15 protein-coding genes and 2 pseudogenes are annotated in these 16367 nt (G+C 57.0%); 13 read left to right on the top strand and 4 right to left on the bottom strand.

All coding sequences use genetic code 11. From position 1 onward, the window contains the following. The 4 genes and pseudogenes from NMD14_16505 to NMD14_16490 all read right to left on the bottom strand — a co-directional run bounded on the left by NMD14_16505 (position 1) and on the right by NMD14_16490 (position 4040). A pseudogene (locus NMD14_16505) lies at positions 1-331 on the bottom strand (GGDEF domain-containing protein). A 249-nt stretch (positions 332-580) separates the two neighbouring features. Beyond that, the gene (locus NMD14_16500) at positions 581-2617 is read right to left on the bottom strand and encodes an exoribonuclease II (protein XEI32314.1); all 2037 of its coding nucleotides are present in this window, start codon (positions 2615-2617) and stop codon (positions 581-583) included. 100 nt (positions 2618-2717) lie between these two features. Beyond that, positions 2718-3617, bottom strand: a complete 900-nt coding sequence (locus NMD14_16495) for a LysR family transcriptional regulator ArgP (protein XEI32313.1) — start codon at positions 3615-3617, stop codon at positions 2718-2720. 329 nt (positions 3618-3946) lie between these two features. Beyond that, positions 3947-4040, bottom strand: a pseudogene (locus tag NMD14_16490) (acyl-homoserine-lactone synthase). Positions 4041-4146: 106 nt separating this feature from the next. Between NMD14_16490 and NMD14_16485 the strand changes: the two are divergent. The 13 genes from NMD14_16485 to tolB all read left to right on the top strand — a co-directional run bounded on the left by NMD14_16485 (position 4147) and on the right by tolB (position 16331). After that, the gene (locus NMD14_16485) at positions 4147-4929 is read left to right on the top strand and encodes a LuxR family transcriptional regulator (GenBank protein ID XEI32312.1); all 783 of its coding nucleotides are present in this window, start codon (positions 4147-4149) and stop codon (positions 4927-4929) included. Between the two features lie 189 nt (positions 4930-5118). Then, positions 5119-5727, top strand: coding sequence for an L-lysine exporter (gene lysE / locus NMD14_16480; protein ID XEI34787.1), 609 nt, complete (start codon positions 5119-5121; stop codon positions 5725-5727). 691 nt (positions 5728-6418) lie between these two features. Further along, positions 6419-7033, top strand: coding sequence for a Holliday junction branch migration protein RuvA (gene ruvA / locus NMD14_16475; GenBank protein XEI32311.1), 615 nt, complete (start codon positions 6419-6421; stop codon positions 7031-7033). Between the two features lie 8 nt (positions 7034-7041). Beyond that, positions 7042-8052 (top strand): Holliday junction branch migration DNA helicase RuvB, encoded by a 1011-nt coding sequence (gene ruvB, locus NMD14_16470; protein ID XEI32310.1) that lies wholly within the window; start codon positions 7042-7044, stop codon positions 8050-8052. A gap of 933 nt (positions 8053-8985) precedes the next feature. Next, positions 8986-10542 (top strand): cytochrome ubiquinol oxidase subunit I, encoded by a 1557-nt coding sequence (locus NMD14_16465; protein XEI32309.1) that lies wholly within the window; start codon positions 8986-8988, stop codon positions 10540-10542. 11 nt (positions 10543-10553) lie between these two features. After that, positions 10554-11690 (top strand): cytochrome d ubiquinol oxidase subunit II, encoded by a 1137-nt coding sequence (gene cydB, locus NMD14_16460; protein XEI32308.1) that lies wholly within the window; start codon positions 10554-10556, stop codon positions 11688-11690. A gap of 14 nt (positions 11691-11704) precedes the next feature. After that, positions 11705-11821: a cytochrome bd-I oxidase subunit CydX gene (cydX, locus tag NMD14_16455; GenBank protein ID XEI32307.1), complete on the top strand. Its 117-nt coding sequence runs from the start codon at positions 11705-11707 to the stop codon at positions 11819-11821. Next, positions 11808-12119, top strand: coding sequence for a cyd operon YbgE family protein (locus tag NMD14_16450; GenBank protein ID XEI32306.1), 312 nt, complete (start codon positions 11808-11810; stop codon positions 12117-12119). The genes cydX and NMD14_16450 overlap by 14 nt, the downstream gene beginning before the upstream one ends. Positions 12120-12224: 105 nt before the next feature. Then, positions 12225-12632 carry a tol-pal system-associated acyl-CoA thioesterase gene (gene ybgC, locus NMD14_16445; GenBank protein ID XEI32305.1) on the top strand — a complete coding sequence of 136 codons (408 nt, stop codon included), beginning with the start codon at positions 12225-12227 and terminating at the stop codon, positions 12630-12632. Then, positions 12622-13314 carry a protein TolQ gene (gene tolQ / locus NMD14_16440; GenBank protein ID XEI32304.1) on the top strand — a complete coding sequence of 231 codons (693 nt, stop codon included), beginning with the start codon at positions 12622-12624 and terminating at the stop codon, positions 13312-13314. The genes ybgC and tolQ overlap by 11 nt, the downstream gene beginning before the upstream one ends. Continuing rightward, entirely contained in the window at positions 13314-13760 is a 447-nt protein-coding gene (gene tolR / locus NMD14_16435; GenBank protein ID XEI32303.1) for a protein TolR, read from the top strand. The genes tolQ and tolR overlap by 1 nt, the downstream gene beginning before the upstream one ends. A 5-nt stretch (positions 13761-13765) precedes the next feature. Beyond that, positions 13766-14899, top strand: coding sequence for a cell envelope integrity protein TolA (tolA, locus tag NMD14_16430; GenBank protein XEI32302.1), 1134 nt, complete (start codon positions 13766-13768; stop codon positions 14897-14899). A gap of 106 nt (positions 14900-15005) precedes the next feature. After that, the gene (gene tolB, locus NMD14_16425) at positions 15006-16331 is read left to right on the top strand and encodes a Tol-Pal system beta propeller repeat protein TolB (protein ID XEI32301.1); all 1326 of its coding nucleotides are present in this window, start codon (positions 15006-15008) and stop codon (positions 16329-16331) included. The last annotated feature ends 36 nt before the right edge of the window (positions 16332-16367 follow it).

Below are 16367 nucleotides of genomic sequence, written 5' to 3'. Positions count from 1 at the left end.
TCACCGATAGGCCAGAGTGCGGGCCCTCCCTTGTGACTTGGCGTGGTAGAGCGCCTGGTCAGCCTGTTCGGTCAGGGTCTGCCATGCTCCGTCCCGGGAGGGAACCAGATAGCTAAATCCTATGCTAATCGCAATGAAATCAGCAACCCCCTAGGCGGGGTGAGGCAGTTTTAATCGGGTCACCGGATTGGTACTGCACCGCTCCGCATCCCGCAGCACATGGCCACCTGTGCAGGCAGAGATCCCTCTTGGTGTGGCCGACGTGGTCGTTGTAGGCCTTGAACTCGTCGACGTCGATCATCAATACCGTCAGCAAGTGCTGAGTGCGCCGGTCGATGCGGCGGCAGGTCTCCAGATAGGTGATCTCTTCCAGTTTCATATGGCGTTTGAGGGAGAAACCAACGCGCAGCTGCGGCTGGGTGGGCTCCACATTTTCGCCGGGTTTCGGCGGTGGCTGGTGCGGCTCGATCCCCCGTGGTCCCTTGTTCATTGTAGGGCGGGATGTTGGGCAAAATGTTGGGCAAAAAAGAGAGCCCGCGCGATGGCGGGCTCCCTGGCGGCTCAGATGACTCTGCGCTGCTTATTCTGCCTTGGGGGCGGCCTCTGCAGGCGTTTCACTGCTATCGGCTGGCGCACTCTCGGCCACCGGCGCTTCCGGTGCCGGGCCAGGCACCAGCGCGACCGCCGGCTTGGCGATGAGGGAGCGGGTCTCTTCCACCGCTTCGCTCAGCTTGACCTCGATGATCTGGCCCAGCTCATAGACCACTTCGGTCTTGTCCAGATAGACGCGGCCGTTGTCCCAGTTGCACTCCAGCCGATCCTTGTTGTCGAGGATATGGCGGGCAGGCATGAAGACTACTGCGCCGTTCTCCTGCAGACGCAGCTTGAGACCGGCACGCATCACGTCGATGATCTCGGCGTTGAACAGCTGATCGGTGCCTGCTGCGTCTTTCAGGTAACGGACATAGAGCCAGTCGCCGATGTCACGCTCCACTCTTCGGTGCAGACGACGGCATTCGGTCAGATGCTCGGTGAGCTCCTGACTCGGGCGCTCACCCGGGGTCTTGCCGGCGATAACGGCTTTCAGCAGGCGATGGTTGACCATATCGCCGTATTTGCGAATAGGGGAGGTCCAGGTGGCGTAGGCATCCAGACCCAGGCCGTAGTGGGCGCCCGGTTCGGAAGACATCAGCGCATAGCTCTGGAAGCGGCGGATCTTGCCATCCAGCCAGCGGGTGTCGAGGTTGTCGATCCAGCGGCGCAGGGCACAGAAGCCGGAGAGGCTGGCGATCTCTTCCTTCTCGAACGGGGCCTCGGCGCTTTTCAGCAGGTCGATGGCGCCGTCGAGGGACTCTTCGTCAAAGCCGGTGTGAACGTTGAAGATGCCGTAACCGACGCTCTTGCCTAGTACGCGACCGGCGCAGATGTTGGCGGCGATCATCGACTCTTCCACCATGCGGTTGGCGATGCGGCGTGGCTCGACGTGGATGGCCAGCACTTCGCCATTCTCGCCCAGCTCGAAGTCGTAGTCGGGACGATCCGGGAACACCAGTGCGTGCTCGGTGCGCCACGCGATGCGCGCCTCGGTCATCGCCTTCATCAGCGGCAGCTGGGCCAGCACGCCAGCGTCGATGGCCAGCGCTTTGCCGTGTTCGGCCCAGTCAGAGACATCGTCATAGCTGAGGCGGGCGTGGGAGCAGATGCGGGCGGCGAAGAACTCGGTCTCCTCCAGCAGCAGGCCATCTTCGGCGATGTGCAGACGGGCGCACAGGGTGTTGCGCTCCTCGCCCTCTTTCAGGGAGCAGAGCTCGTCAGAGAGGGTACGCGGGATCATCGGCACGTTGCGGCCCGGCATGTAGACGGTAAAGGCGCGCTGGGCGGCCTCTTTGTCCAGCTCGCTGCCTTCGGCCACATAGGCGGTCGGGTCGGCGATGGCGACCAGCAGCTCCCAGCCGTTGTCCAGCTTGCGGATAGCCAGGGCATCATCCATGTCCTTGGTCTTGGCACCGTCGATGGTGAAGAAGGGGATATCGGTCAGATCGGTGCGGGGCAGCTCCTCTTCCTCGATGACCTTCCACTCCGGCAAGTCAGCCGGCTCGATCTGGGCCAGATTGTGGCGTGCCAGCACCACCCACCAGGGCACATTGTGATCTTCCTGTGCCGCGATCTTCTGGATGATCTCGGCAGAGAAGTTGCCGTCAACCAGCGCATGGCGCTTGAGGGTGGCTACCACCCAGTCCCCTTCCTTGAACTCTTTCTCATCCAGACCCTTCTTGACGCGGGCCTTGATGGCATCCTTGATCAGCGGGTGATCGGCGACCACGTTGAGGCGGTCACGGAACATCTTGACCCGGGCCACGAAGCGGGTAACGGACTGCTCCAGCAGGGTATCCGGCTCGGCCACTTCCTTCTCTTTTTCGGTGCGGATCAGGGCGGTCACCCGGTCACCGTGCATCACCTTCTTCATGTAGGGAGGCGGCACGAAATAGCTGGTCTTCTCATCGACTTCCAGAAAGCCGAAGCCCCGGTCCGAGGCGCGGATCACACCCTCTTTCTTCGGGATGTTTTCGCGGATTTGTTGCTTGAGCTGGGCCAGCAGCGGATTGTCTTGGAACATAAGTGAGGAACCTGAAGTGGAAAACCTGGGTGGAGACCTGATGAAGGATCGCCCAGCACTATACGTTTTTACCCCTGCAAAGCCAAGGTGAATGGCCTGCTCAGCGTGGTTTCAACTGGGATCTGGCGTGGTCAATGAGTCGCAGGGAGAGCTGTTTGTGCACCCCTTTTTCCAGTACCCAGCGGTGCCAGTAGAGTCGTTCCATCAAGATGTGGTCGGGGCTGAGGTTGACCAGTGTGCCGGCTTGCAGCTGCGATCTAATCTGCAATTCGGGGATCAGACAGTAGGCCAGCCCCTGCTCGGCCATGGCGACGAAGGCCTCCGATGAGTGAACGGTATGACAGGGATAACCGCCCGGCTCCAGCCCGAAGTGACGGCGCATGAAGCTGATATGCATATCATCGCGCTGATCGAACGCCACCGCCGGTGTCTTGGCCAGCGCCTCCCGGGTCAGACCGTGGGGAAAGTGGCGTGCCACGAAGGCGGGGCTGGCGGTGAGCAGGTAGTTCATCTCACCGAGCTCGTCGACACAGCAACCTGCCAGCGGCTGGGGCTGCAGGCCGACGGCGCCAAAGGCCTGACCCTCGCGCACCTTGTCGAGGGTGCGGCTCTCGTTATCGACCAGCAGGTTGAGTTCGATGGGGTGCTGTTTCAACAAGGGGGCGATGGCGGGCAGAAACCAGGTGGCCAGGCTGTCGGCGTTGACGGCGATGCTGATCCGGATTGGCCCCTGCGGCTCGTCGGGGGTCAGCTCCCCCGCCAGTTCGAGCTCGAGCTGGTGCACCTGACGATAGTGGGCCAGTAGTTTCTGGCCGAGTGGCGTGGCCTGCAGCGGCTGGCTGCGAATGAGCAGCGGCTCGGCAAATTGCTGTTCCAACTGCTTGATCCGCTGAGAGATGGCTGACTGGGTGATATGCAGTGACCTGGCTGCCCGATCGAAGTTCTGCTCCTGCAGCACCGCATCCAGTGCCCGCAGCAGTTTGTAATCCAGCTCTTTCATTGCGTCCCTCCCGTTGTATCAGGGCTGACTCTACGTCAGCCGGGCCGGGACAACAATGGTGGCTGAAAAGGGGGCAGTGCTGTGATTTTTGACAGTAGTGGTCAGGCCACTGAGGGAGGATACTCTCTGGTGCTGCATGGGGTAGCCCTGCGCAGATCGTAGCGACATCTTTATCCCGGGTCTGTTTTCCCGGGATTTTTTATGAGTGGATTTTTATGGGGGACTGCCAGCGCCAGTGACGGTTGCTGCAGTGGATAATGACGGGTTTGATAATGGCCCAGCAGAGGTTGGGAGACCGCCTGCGCGAGAGCCTTATGGGGGGCTGACCTGTCAAAGTTGTCGCGCTCCAGGCCACGATGTGACTCCACATCCCAGTCGGTCGGAAAAGAGGCGATTTCGAAAGCAATAGCGTTCATTCTCCACCTCATTTCGTCAGCGCTTTCTCAATTTTCCTTTGAAAACCAACATTTTGGATCTTATATCTTGCTCTTCGCCGTTATAATCACGTGTCTGGTCAAGGGGGTTTCATATGAATAAAGACCAACTGCTTGAGTACCTCGAACATTTCACTTCGGTGACGGATGGCAATCGTCTGGCCGAACTGATTGGTCGTTTTACACTCGGGATGGGCTACGACTACTACCGCTTCGCCCTGATCCTGCCGATGTCGATGCAAAGGCCCAAGGTGGTGCTGTTTAATCAGTGCCCCGACTCTTGGGTGCAGGCCTATACCGAGAACAACATGCTGGCATGCGATCCGGTGATCCAGCTGGCGCGCAAGCAGACGCTGCCCATCTACTGGAATCACCTCGATGAGCGGGCCAGCTTTCTGCAAGAGGGGAGCATGGATGTGATGGGGCTGGCAGCCGAGTTCGGATTGCGCAACGGCATCTCCTTCCCCCTGCACGGCGCAGCCGGGGAGAACGGCATCCTCTCCTTTATCACCTCCGAGCGGGCCTCGAGCGATCTGCTGCTGGAGTCCTCGCCGATCCTCTCCTGGATGTCCAATTACATCTTCGACGCGGCTATCCGGGTGGTGCGTTTCAGCATGATGGACAGTGTGGGTAAAGAGCCCCTGACCGCGCGTGAGACCGAGTGCCTGTTCTGGGCCAGCGAAGGGAAGACCTCCAGCGAGATCGCCGGCATCCTCGGGATCACCGAGCGCACGGTCAATTACCACCTCAATCAGGTCACCCGCAAAACCGGCTCTATGAACCGCTATCAGGCCATTGCCAAAGGGGTCAGCACCGGGCTGTTACTGCCCAATCTGGATCAGGTTGTGGTCACCAACTTCCCCAGCGTGCTGCAGTAGGCCGGAGCCTGACAGGCATAACCGATATTCCTGCCGCACTCCGAGGGTTACAATCAGGGGATTGAATAGCGGATTGCGGTGTCGGTCATCATTAGCAAAATGAATAAATCAGTAAATCAATGAATTTCTCTGGATGTTCACCCCTCGCTATAGTGCCGCTCATTCATTACTTCGACGGTACTCTCTATGATGCTCGCAACGACACTGCAAGGCTTCACCATTGGCCTGGCCATGATCATCCCCATCGGTGCCCAGAATGCCTTTGTGCTGAGCCGGGGCATCCATCGCAATCACCATCTGCTGAGCGCCACGCTCTGCAGCTTCTGCGATCTTGTCCTGATTGCGATGGGGGTATTTGGCGGGGCCAATGTGCTGGCCGCCAGCCCTCTCGGCATGGCGTTGCTGACCTGGGGCGGCGTGCTGTTTCTCGGCTGGTTCGGTGGGCGCTCTCTGCTCAGCGCCTGGCGCGGTAGGGGGGAGGGGTTTGCCGGTTCTGCCCAGCAGATGGGGGCCAAGAGCGTGCTGGCGATTACGCTGGGGGTCACGCTGCTCAACCCTCACGTCTATCTCGATACCCTGATGCTGCTCGGCTCACTGGGCAGTCAGGTGAGCGAGTCCCTGCGTCCGGCCTTTGCCGCGGGGGCCATGCTGGCCTCGCTGGTGTGGTTCTATTCGCTGGCGCTGGGGGCCGCGGCGCTGGCGCCCTGGTTGGCCCGCAGTCGAGTGCAACAGGGGATCGATCTGCTGGTCGGCATTATCATGCTGACGCTGGCTGTTCAGCTGGCCAGAGGAAGTTGAGGAAGTTAAGGTGGCAGCAATGAGCGCCCGGTAACAAAAGATGCCACTCGCATGAGTGGCATCTTTGCTATTGCGGGGGAGTCAGACCCGACACTGGGAGAGCAGGCGCTGTTGCAGCAGGCTGGCCTGATGGAGCGAGGAGGCGAGCTGCAGGCACTCCGGCGAGACTGATACCGGAGACCTTGTCAGGGGAGTGGATCAGGGTGTGTGACAGCTGTCCGGTGGCCACGGCCACCTGCTGCATCACTCGCTGCATGCCCGCGCAGGAAGACGCAACGTATTAGCTGCTTTCGGCGGTCAGCCAGGCTGCCCCAGCACATAGGAGAGCAGATTGGCTAGCCGCTGGCTGCCTACCAGCCCACGACGCCTATGCCCAGCGTGCAGTCGAGCAATATGGTGAGGCCCAGATTGGCGGTGGTAACAATCTTCATATGATGGCCTTCCTTGGTATCGACACAGGATCCCGTTTCGGTTCCGAACGGGTTTAGTGTCGTGGTTTATCCTCTGCTCAAGGGCCAGTGTGGCGCTGAAACAGCCCTAGCACTGGCTGCCCCCGATCAAGGATGGTGGAGAATGGGATAAAAAGCCTCTCTGACCATGCGGGTGTCGCCGCCCTATGCTGGATACTTATCCAGTTATTCTTTATGCTATGAGCCAATTTACGAATAGTTGTATTGGTGAGGAGAGAGCCGTGATTGGTCGCTTGCGAGGCATTGTCATTGAAAAGCAGCCCCCCGAGGTCCTGCTGGAAGTGGGCGGGGTTGGCTATGAGGTGCAGATGCCGATGAGCTGCTTCTATGATTTGCCGGAGATCGGCAAGGAGGCGACCATCCATACTCACTTCGTGGTGCGCGAAGATGCCCAGCTGCTCTATGGCTTCAACCACAAACAGGAGCGGGCGCTGTTCCGCGAGCTGATCAAGACCAACGGGGTCGGCCCCAAGCTGGCGCTGGCCATTCTCTCCGGCATGACCGCTACCCAGTTCGTGCTGAGTGTCGAACGCGAAGAGATAAGCTCCCTGGTCAAGCTGCCGGGTGTCGGTAAGAAGACCGCCGAGCGGCTGGTGGTGGAGATGAAAGACCGCCTCAAGGGGTGGGTCAGTCACGATCTCTTCTCCCCGGCCATGGTCACCTTGCCTGCCAGTGAGCCCGAATTGCGGGCACCGGATGTGACCGAAGAGGCGGCCAGTGCGCTGGTGGCCCTCGGTTACAAGCCGCAGCAGGCGAGCCAGATTGTCAGCAAGATCGCCGTCGATGGAATGTCGGTGGAAGAGATCATCCGTGAATCCCTGCGTAGCCTGGTGTGAGGTAGTTGATGATTGAAGCAGACCGCCTCATCTCGGCCAGCGCCGCCCGTGAGGATGACATTATTGACCGGGCTATCCGCCCCAAGAAGCTGGCTGATTACACCGGTCAGGATACCGTCTGCGAACAGATGGAGATCTTTATCGAAGCGGCCCGCCAGCGGGGGGAAGCGCTCGATCACCTGCTGATCTTCGGCCCGCCGGGCTTGGGCAAGACCACCCTCGCCAACATCGTTGCCAACGAGATGGGGGTCAATATCAAGACCACCTCCGGCCCGGTGCTGGAGAAAGCGGGGGATCTGGCGGCGCTGCTCACCAACCTCGAACCGAACGATGTACTGTTCATCGACGAGATCCACCGCCTCAGTCCGGTGGTGGAGGAGGTGCTCTATCCGGCGATGGAGGATTACCAGCTCGACATCATGATCGGGGAGGGGCCAGCGGCTCGTTCCATCAAGTTGGATCTGCCACCCTTCACTCTGATCGGCGCCACCACCCGGGCCGGTTCACTCACCAGTCCGCTGCGGGATCGTTTCGGCATCGTCCAGCGGCTGGAGTTCTACAACGTCAAGGACCTGACCGATATCGTCTCCCGCAGTGCCCGTTGTCTGGGGCTCGAGATGACGGAAGATGGTGCCATTGAGGTCGCCCGTCGCTCTCGCGGCACGCCGCGGATTGCTAACCGTTTGTTAAGGCGGGTGCGCGACTTTGCCCAGGTGAAATCCGATGGCCGCATCGATGGCCCCATCGCGGCGCGCGCCATGGACATGCTGGATGTCGATAACGAAGGTTTTGACTTCATGGACCGCAAGTTATTGTTGGCTGTGATAGACAAGTTTATGGGGGGCCCGGTGGGTCTCGATAATTTAGCCGCCGCGATCGGGGAAGAGAAAGATACTATCGAAGATGTGCTGGAGCCTTATCTGATCCAGCAGGGGTATCTGCAGCGTACACCCAGAGGACGGATTGCGACCACACGAGCGTACGCTCATTTCGGTCTTCAGCGACCAGATGAGAAGTAAAAACAGTCGTTTGAATATGAAACCGCCGTTAAAGGCGGTTTTTTATTATCCGGGCAAAAAAAGCCCACGGCGGATGCGGTGGGCAAAGACAATTCAGGATGGATGTTCACAGACAGTGAGTGCGTCTGGACACAGACCGGAAAATAAACAGTTGAGCCGTCGCGAGCTCTCAGAGTCGGTTCATTTGATAGAGCTGAACACAGGAAAGCTTGTAGTAACGGATGGTTTTAGCAACAAACTTTTTCATCTTCGATTCCAATAGACAGGTTCAAATTGATCGTCGAATACGTACCGTGAACCCGGATTGACCGGTCTGTATCCAAGGGTATGCCCTCACTGCGAGGCGCATTGTAGGAGTTCGAATCGACCCCGGCAAACAAGGAAAATTGCACTCTTGAAATTAGTTTATCTAATGTCTTTGTTGATAAGATACGGTTCGTATGAGCATTCACTCTTTGCCGTTTTAATTGAGCTTTCGAATCAGATTGCCTGATCCGGATAACATGGAAAAAGGCGCGTCATCCACGCTTTTCAAATTAAACCGAGTGGCGGGATGTTAAATTTTTAAATTGATTTAAATCAATATTTTACGCTTTATCGTGTTTTGTGATCTGGCTCGCGTCAATAATCGTGAAATAAATGAAAGATGCCTTTCAAAGCCATGTATGGCGGGCCCTTTTACATTGATTTCAATCAAATAAAGGTGATATAAAAACCCGGTCATCATGGGCGAGAATAAATTTAGGCTGATTGTTTTGTAATTGTTAAACATTAGCTTTATTTGTGTTCTTGTATTGCCTTGTTGTTAATGTCAGTGGTTACTGAACGCGTTTTGTTGTGACACGTCACAATAAGGCTCATTCGATAACCTCCAACGGAAGCTTTGTGCTTAAAACTTAAAATAGCCGTGCCAATAATCGGTGAGGAAACATCATGATTGCTGAGCATGTGGTAGACCTATCGCGGTTCCAGTTCGCTGCGACGGCCCTTTATCACTTTTTGTTTGTACCCTTGACGCTGGGAATGGCCTTTCTCCTGGCGATCATGGAATCCGTCTATGTGATGACCAACAACACCATCTACCGGGACATGACCAAATTCTGGGGTAAGTTGTTTGGTATCAACTTTGCCCTGGGGGTCACCACAGGCCTGGCCATGGAGTTCCAGTTCGGGACGAACTGGGCGTACTACTCCCATTATGTTGGTGATATCTTCGGCGCCCCGCTGGCTATCGAAGGGCTGATGGCCTTCTTCCTAGAGTCCACCTTCGTCGGTATGTTCTTCTTTGGTTGGGATCGTCTGAGCAAGCATCAGCATCTGGTCGCCACCTGGTTGATGGCGCTGGGTACCAACCTCTCCGCCCTCTGGATCCTGGTCGCCAACGGCTGGATGCAGAACCCGGTCGGTGCCGAGTTCAACTTCGAATCCATGCGGATGGAGATGATGAGCTTCGCTGACGTGGTGCTCAACCCGGTTGCTCAGGTCAAGTTCGTCCACACGGTGGCGGCTGGCTATACCTGTGGCGCCATGTTTGTGCTGGGTATCTCCTCCTACTACCTGTTGAAGAATCGTGATGTGGCGTTTGCCCGTCGCTCCTTCGCCATTGCCGCTGCGTTCGGTATGGCTTCCATCGTGTCCGTGCTGATCCTCGGTGACGAATCCGGTTACGAGACCGGTGAAGTGCAGAAGGTAAAACTGGCCGCTATCGAAGCCGAGTGGGAAACTGAGCCCGCTCCGGCCGCCTTTACCCTGTTCGGTATTCCGAATCAGGAAGAGATGCGCACCGACTACGCCATCAAGATCCCCTATGCCCTGGGCATTATCGCGACCCGTTCTCTGGACGGTCAGGTCACTGGTCTGAAGGATCTGAAGAGCGAACACGAACTGCGCGTCCGCAACGGTATGACCGCTTACGATTTGCTGACCAAGCTGCAATCCGGTGACAAGTCTGACGAGACCCGCGCTCGCTTCGACGAAGTGAAGCAGGATCTGGGCTACGGTCTGCTGCTCAAGCGTTACACCAGCAACGTGACCGACGCGACTGACGATCAGATCAAGGCCGCGGTGGATGACTCCATCCCGCAGGTACTGCCGCTGTTCTTCGCCTTCCGCATCATGGTGGCAACCGGCATGCTGATGCTGGTGCTGATCGGTCTGGCCTTCTATGACAGTGCTCGTCACCGTATCGGTGAGCGCAAGTGGCTGCTCAAGGGTCTGCTGTGGGGTATCCCGCTGCCGTGGATCGCGATCGAAGCTGGCTGGTTTGTGGCTGAATATGGTCGCCAACCGTGGACCATTGCAGAGGTGTTGCCGACTTCCCTCTCTGCATCCAACTTGCCTGCAGCCGAGATCTGGTTCTCTCTGATCGGTATCTGCCTGTTCTATACCGTACTGCTGGTTATCGAGATGTACCTGATGTTCAAGTATGCCCGTCTTGGCCCCAGCAGCCTGAAGACTGGCAAGTATCACTTTGAACAGATCAAGGCATAAGGAGAGCGACCATGTTTGATTACGAAACTCTGCGTGTCATCTGGTGGGCTCTGGTCGGCGTACTGCTGATCGGTTTTGCCATCACTGACGGCTTCGATATGGGGGTAGGCGCACTGCTCCCGTTCGTCGGCAAGAAAGATGTCGAGCGCCGCGTGATGCTCAACACCATGGGGCCGCACTGGGAAGGAAACCAGGTTTGGCTGGTCACTGCCGGTGGTGCCTTGTTCGCCGCCTGGCCGATGGTGTATGCCGCGACCTTCTCCGGCTTCTACATCGCCATGATCCTGACGCTGATGGCACTGTTCCTGCGTCCGGTCGGCTTCAAGTACCGCTCGCTGCGTGCTGATGCCAAATGGCGCAGTAACTGGGATTGGGCCTTGTTCGCCGGTAGTGCCGTACCACCCATCGTGTTTGGTGTGGCCTTTGGCAACCTGCTGCAAGGTGTTCCGTTCGAGTTTAACCAGTTCATGATGTTGACCTATCACGGCAACTTCTTTGGCCTGCTTAACCCGTTCGGCATTCTGGCTGGTCTGGTGAGCCTGTTCATGCTGCTCACCCAGGGCGCAACCTGGTTGATGATGAAGACCGACGGTGAAGTGCTGGCGCGTTCCCGCACTGCCGCCATGATCTGCTCACTGGTAACCCTGGTGCTGTTTGCTGCCGCGGGTTGGTGGGTAAGCGGTATGGAAGGGTATGTCATCGTCAAGGCTGCCGCGACTGACGCAGTATCCAATCCGATGAACAAGGAAGTTGTCCTGCAGGCTGGTGCCTGGATGAACAACTACACCCTCTATCCGTGGATGGTGGCTGCCCCGGTACTGGGTCTGGCCATGAGCCTGCTGACTGCGCTGTTTGCCCGCATGAACATCGGTTGGCTGGCGTTTACCAGCTCCTCGCTGGCGATTGCCGGGGTCATCCTCACTGCCGGTTTCTCCATGTTCCCGTTCGTGATGCCCTCAAGCCTTGAGCCGTCACTGAGCCTGACCATGTGGGATGCTACCGCCTCCTTCAACACCTTGCAGGTGATGACGGTGGCAGCAGCGATCTTCGTACCGATTGTGCTGGGTTACACCCTCTGGACTTACATCAAGATGTTTGGCCGGGTAACCAACAAGCACATCGAAGATAACCAACAATCTCTCTATTAAGAGGTGCGCTGACAATGTGGTATTTCACCTGGATCCTGGGGCTGTTGTTGGCCTGTGCATTTGGCATCATCAATGCGCTGTGGCTGGAACACACCGAGAACATGGATCGTCAGATCGATGAAAACAAGTGATCGACTCGCCAGGCTGGCCGCTCCACTGGAGCGCCAGCCGTGGCAGGGGTTGATGTTAGTCGCGGCGGCCTTGTTGGCCGTCGCTATTTTACAGGCCCCCAATCTGATCGCCGCCAACACCAGCGAGCATGGCCATTGGCTTGCTCCCTGGCTGATGTGGGCCGTCTGTTGTGGCGTACTTAACGGGCTGGGCTTTCATCTGAAAAGCCTGCCCGGACGTGTGCTGTTCAACCCCTGGCTCGCCTGGCCCAGTTTGTTGTATGGCCTCTGGCTGACACATTCATATTTCCTGTCATAAAAAACGGGGGGAGGCAGGATTTCCCTGTCTCCCCCTGCTTCTTTCCTATTCAGCCCTGCGTTATGATAGCCCCCCATCTGACTGTCGAATGGATCACAGATTGTTATGGGGGAAGTCTTTGAGTTTCCGGTGCGTGTCTACTACGAAGACACCGACGCCGGGGGCATCGTCTACAACGCCAATTATCTCAAGTTTATGGAACGTGCTCGCACCGAGTTTCTTCGTGCCAAAGGGGTCGAACAGGACGTCTGGCTGCAGGAGGGGTATGCCTTCGTGGTGAGTCGAACAGAGATCGATTTCCGCTCGGCGGCCCGTTTTAATGAATTATTGAATGTATTAACGCAAGTGATTGAAGTGAAACGCGCATCCCTGCGCTTTTCGCAGCAGATCCTGGCGGCTGATGGACGACTGATCACCCAGGCCATGGTACAGATAGCCTGTGTCAGTCATCCGCAAATGAAACCTGTTGCTATACCTGAAAAAATCAAGGGAGTGCTGTTAAGTGCACGCTGAAATTTCGTTTATTGGCCTGTTTTGGCAAGCTAGCCTGTTGGTAAAACTGGTCATGATGACCCTGATGAGCATGTCTATTGTCTCCTGGGCGCTGATTATCCAGCGCTCCAAGGCGATCAAGGCGGCCAATCTCGCATCGGAACAGTTTGAAGACAGATTCTGGTCAGGGGTCGACCTCAATCGCCTCTATCAGGAGTCCTCTTCCCGCCGCGATGATATCGAAGGCATGGAGGATATCTTCTACTCCGGCTTCAAGGAGTATGCCCGCTTGCTCAAGGCCGGTGCCCGTGGTCAGGATGCGGTGATGGATGGTACTTATCGTGCCATGCGTGTCTCCCTCTCCCGTGCAGTCGATGAGCTTGAATCCAATCTGCCGGTGCTGGCGACCATCGGCTCCATCAGCCCCTATATTGGTCTGTTTGGTACCGTCTGGGGGATCATGAACGCCTTTATCGCCCTGGGTCAGGTTCAGCAGGCCACCCTGCAGATGGTGGCACCGGGTATCGCGGAAGCGCTGATCGCGACTGCAATGGGCCTGTTTGCCGCTATCCCGGCGGTTATTTTCTATAACCGCTTTACCAATAAGGTAGAGAAGCTGGAGAACGCCTACGCCAACTTCATGGATGAGTTCACCACCATTCTGAACCGTCAAATTGCACAGCAGCAGCAGGGTGATCAGTAATGCAAACCTATCAGCGGATCCGGCGCAAGAAGGTGGCCGAGATCAACGTGGTTCCCTATATCGACGTCATGCTGGTGCTGCTTATCATCTTTATGGCGGTCACGCCGGTGATCACGCAAGGGGTCAAGGTGGATCTGCCTCAGGCTGAATCCGAGCAGTTGCCGGAAGATACCAAGCCGCCCTTCATCGTCAGCGTCAATACCGAAGGCGAGTATGTCATCAAGGCTGGCGAAGCCGATGACGAGCCGGTGCCGAGCGGCACGCCAGAGGCGATGCAGCAATACATCACCGAAAAAGCCATGGGCTATCTGGCGATCAACCAGAATGCTCCCGTGGTGGTTGCGGGTGATAAGGCCGTGCGCTACGAAGAGGTGATCCTGTTGATGGTGGCCCTCAAGAAAGCGGGTGTGCCTCAGGTTGGCCTGATGACAGATCCGGTGAACTAACGGAGATGGATGTGAAGCGTGGTATTTCCGGTTATCTCATCGCGTCGTTTCTGCTGCACCTGATCATCGGCATCATCCTGTTTGTCGGGCTCGATTTCAGCAAACCGAAACGACCCGAATCGAAGGGGCAGATCGTCAATGCCGTCATGCTCGACGAGAACTTCCTCAACGAGCAGGCCAAGCAGATCCAGCAGCAGAAATCTCAGCCCAAGCCGCAGAAGGTAGAGAAAGAGAAGGATAAGGAAGACACGGACATCGCCAAGCGCGAGCTGGCTCAGAAACAGGAGCAGCTTCGCATCGCCGAGACCAAGCGCAAGCAGGCCGAAGAGGCCACCCGCAAGGCCGAGGCCGAGAAGCAGAAGAAAGTTGCCGAGCAGAAGCAGGCGGAGGAGAAGGCCCAAAAAGCCGAGGAAGCCCGCAAGCTGGAAGAGCAGAAGACCAAGAAAGCCGAAGCCGAGCGTAAAGCGGCGGAAGCCGAGAGCAAGGCGCTGGCGCTGAAGAAGAAACAGGAACAAGAGAAGAAAGAGGCCGAAGAGAAGGCCAAGGCGGCAGAAGCCAAGGCCAAGAAAGCGGAGGCGGACAAGAAGGCCAAAGCCGAAGCCGAGAAGAAAGCCAAGGCAGACGCTGAGAAAAAAGCCAAAGCCGAGGCTGAAAAGCAGGCCAAGGAAGAGGCTGAGAAAAAGGCAAAAGCTGACGCCGAGAAGAAAGCCAAGGCAGAGGCCGACAAGCAGGCCAAGATCGCGGCTGAGCGCAAGCGTAAAGCAGCCGAGCAAGCCAAGCTGCAAAAAGAGATGGAAGATATGATGCAGCAGCAACTGTCGGCTGAAGCCAATGCCCGCAGTCAGGCAGCATCGGCAGCAGCGCAGGGCGAAGTCGACAAATACGCGGCACTCATCAAGGCGACTGTTGAGCGATATATGATTTTGGATCCCACCATGCGGGGCAAAACATGTACTATCGGCGTGCGTCTTGCGAGCAGTGGCTTTGTCGTATCGGTAGATAACGGCCAGGGTGACCCGGCGGTATGTCGTTCAGGCAAGGCGGCCGTATTGAAGGCCAATCAACTGCCGGTACCGAAGGATCCTGCGGCATTCGAGATGTTGAAGGAATTTAACCTGAAGTTAGAACCGAGTATCTAAGTGCGATAAAACCGCGATGAAACGATGTTGTTTACAAGTGGTTGGCAGCGTCTCGTAGAGAAAGGAATTTAACCGCTCATTTTTATTGGAACCGAGTATTTAAGCCATGATCAGAAAAGTATTTTTTGCTTTGGTTGGCTGTTTGTTGTTGGGCCAGAGTGCCCAGGCGGCCCTAGACATCGTCATCACCGGCGGTATTGATAGCGCACGCCCCATCGCCATCGCTCCCTTCAAGTGGGAAGGCAACGGGCAGTTGCCGCAGGACATCGCGGAAGTGGTCTCCAACGACCTGATGCGCAGCGGCAAGTTCAAGCCGCTGGCCCGTGGCCAGATGCCGCAGACCCCGAGCAGCAGCAGCGAGATCAACTTCGCGCCCTGGGCCTCCCAAGGGGTTGAGGCCGTGGTGGTCGGTTCCATCGCAGCCGTTGGTGACGGCACCTACAAGATCAACTTCGAGCTGGTCGATGTGCTTAAAGGCCAACTGGCCAAGGCGCAAGGCGGCGAGAGCAACGGTTACATTCTGGATAGCCGCATGGCGACCATTCCGGGTGCCCAGATGCGCCAGTTTGCCCACCGTATCTCCGATATCGTCTATGAGCGTCTGACTGGTGAACGTGGTGCCTTCCTGACCCGCCTGGCTTACGTCTCCGTACAGCAGGGTACCCAGTTCCCCTATCAGCTGCGGATCGCCGACTACGATGGTTACAACGAGAAGACCCTGCTGCGCTCCCGCGAGCCGCTGATGTCACCCTCTTGGTCGCCGGATGGCAGCAAGCTGGCCTATGTGAGCTTCGAGAATCAGAAATCCGAAATCTACGTGCAGGACATCTACACCCAGCAGCGCAGCCTGATCACCAGTTACCGTGGTATCAACGGGGCGCCGGAGTGGTCTCCGGATGGTCGTCGTCTGGCTATCGTTCTATCCAAAGATGGTTCACCGAACCTCTATGTGGTTGATGTCGCGAGCAAGCAGCTGACAAGGGTGACAACCAGCCGGGTGATCGACACCGAACCCTCCTGGATGCCGGATGGGCAAAATTTGTTGTTCACCTCTGAACGTGGTGGCAAACCCCAGATTTATAGCGTAAATTTGGCGACTGGTATGACTCGCCGGATGACTTGGGAAGGTGAATCCAACCAGGGTGCATCCATCACGCCTGATGGCAAGATCATGGTGATGGTGACCCGTGTTCAGGGACAGTATCGTATCGCCCGTCAGGACATGGAAAACAATGCCCTGCTGGTCCTTACTCAGAGTGCTCTGGATGAGTCGCCAAGTGTGGCTCCCAATGGCAGCATGATCATTTATGCCACCATCTATCAGGGTCGTAAGAGTCTCGCGTTGGTGTCGACTGATGGTCGCTTCAAGGCGGTGCTTCCGACCAGTAGCGGTGAAATTCGTGCACCAGCTTGGTCGCCCTTCTTGAATTGATAAAAATCCAATTGTTTTTTGTTTTGTTATAAAGGT

The sequence above is a fragment of the Aeromonas veronii genome, from assembly GCA_041319085.1.
Classification (GTDB): Bacteria; Pseudomonadota; Gammaproteobacteria; order Enterobacterales; family Aeromonadaceae; genus Aeromonas; species Aeromonas veronii_F.
The sequence above is the reverse complement of the archived record's forward strand: the minus strand, read 5'-3'. Positions and strand labels throughout refer to the sequence as shown.

Bases quoted from the DNA above. Each gene is read 5' to 3' on its own strand.
- ruvB (XEI32310.1), top strand. From the start codon at position 7,042: ATGATTGAAGCAGACCGCCTCATCTCGGCCAGCGCCGCCCGTGAGGAT.
- lysE (XEI34787.1), top strand. From the start codon at position 5,119: ATGCTCGCAACGACACTGCAAGGCTTCACCATTGGCCTGGCCATGATC.
- NMD14_16465 (XEI32309.1), top strand. From the start codon at position 8,986: ATGATTGCTGAGCATGTGGTAGACCTATCGCGGTTCCAGTTCGCTGCG.
- NMD14_16500 (XEI32314.1), bottom strand. From the start codon at position 2,617: ATGTTCCAAGACAATCCGCTGCTGGCCCAGCTCAAGCAACAAATCCGC.
- tolA (XEI32302.1), top strand. From the start codon at position 13,766: ATGGATGTGAAGCGTGGTATTTCCGGTTATCTCATCGCGTCGTTTCTG.
- tolB (XEI32301.1), top strand. From the start codon at position 15,006: ATGATCAGAAAAGTATTTTTTGCTTTGGTTGGCTGTTTGTTGTTGGGC.
- NMD14_16485 (XEI32312.1), top strand. From the start codon at position 4,147: ATGAATAAAGACCAACTGCTTGAGTACCTCGAACATTTCACTTCGGTG.
- cydX (XEI32307.1), top strand. From the start codon at position 11,705: ATGTGGTATTTCACCTGGATCCTGGGGCTGTTGTTGGCCTGTGCATTT.
- NMD14_16450 (XEI32306.1), top strand. From the start codon at position 11,808: ATGAAAACAAGTGATCGACTCGCCAGGCTGGCCGCTCCACTGGAGCGC.
- tolR (XEI32303.1), top strand. From the start codon at position 13,314: ATGCAAACCTATCAGCGGATCCGGCGCAAGAAGGTGGCCGAGATCAAC.
- NMD14_16495 (XEI32313.1), bottom strand. From the start codon at position 3,617: ATGAAAGAGCTGGATTACAAACTGCTGCGGGCACTGGATGCGGTGCTG.
- cydB (XEI32308.1), top strand. From the start codon at position 10,554: ATGTTTGATTACGAAACTCTGCGTGTCATCTGGTGGGCTCTGGTCGGC.
- ybgC (XEI32305.1), top strand. From the start codon at position 12,225: ATGGGGGAAGTCTTTGAGTTTCCGGTGCGTGTCTACTACGAAGACACC.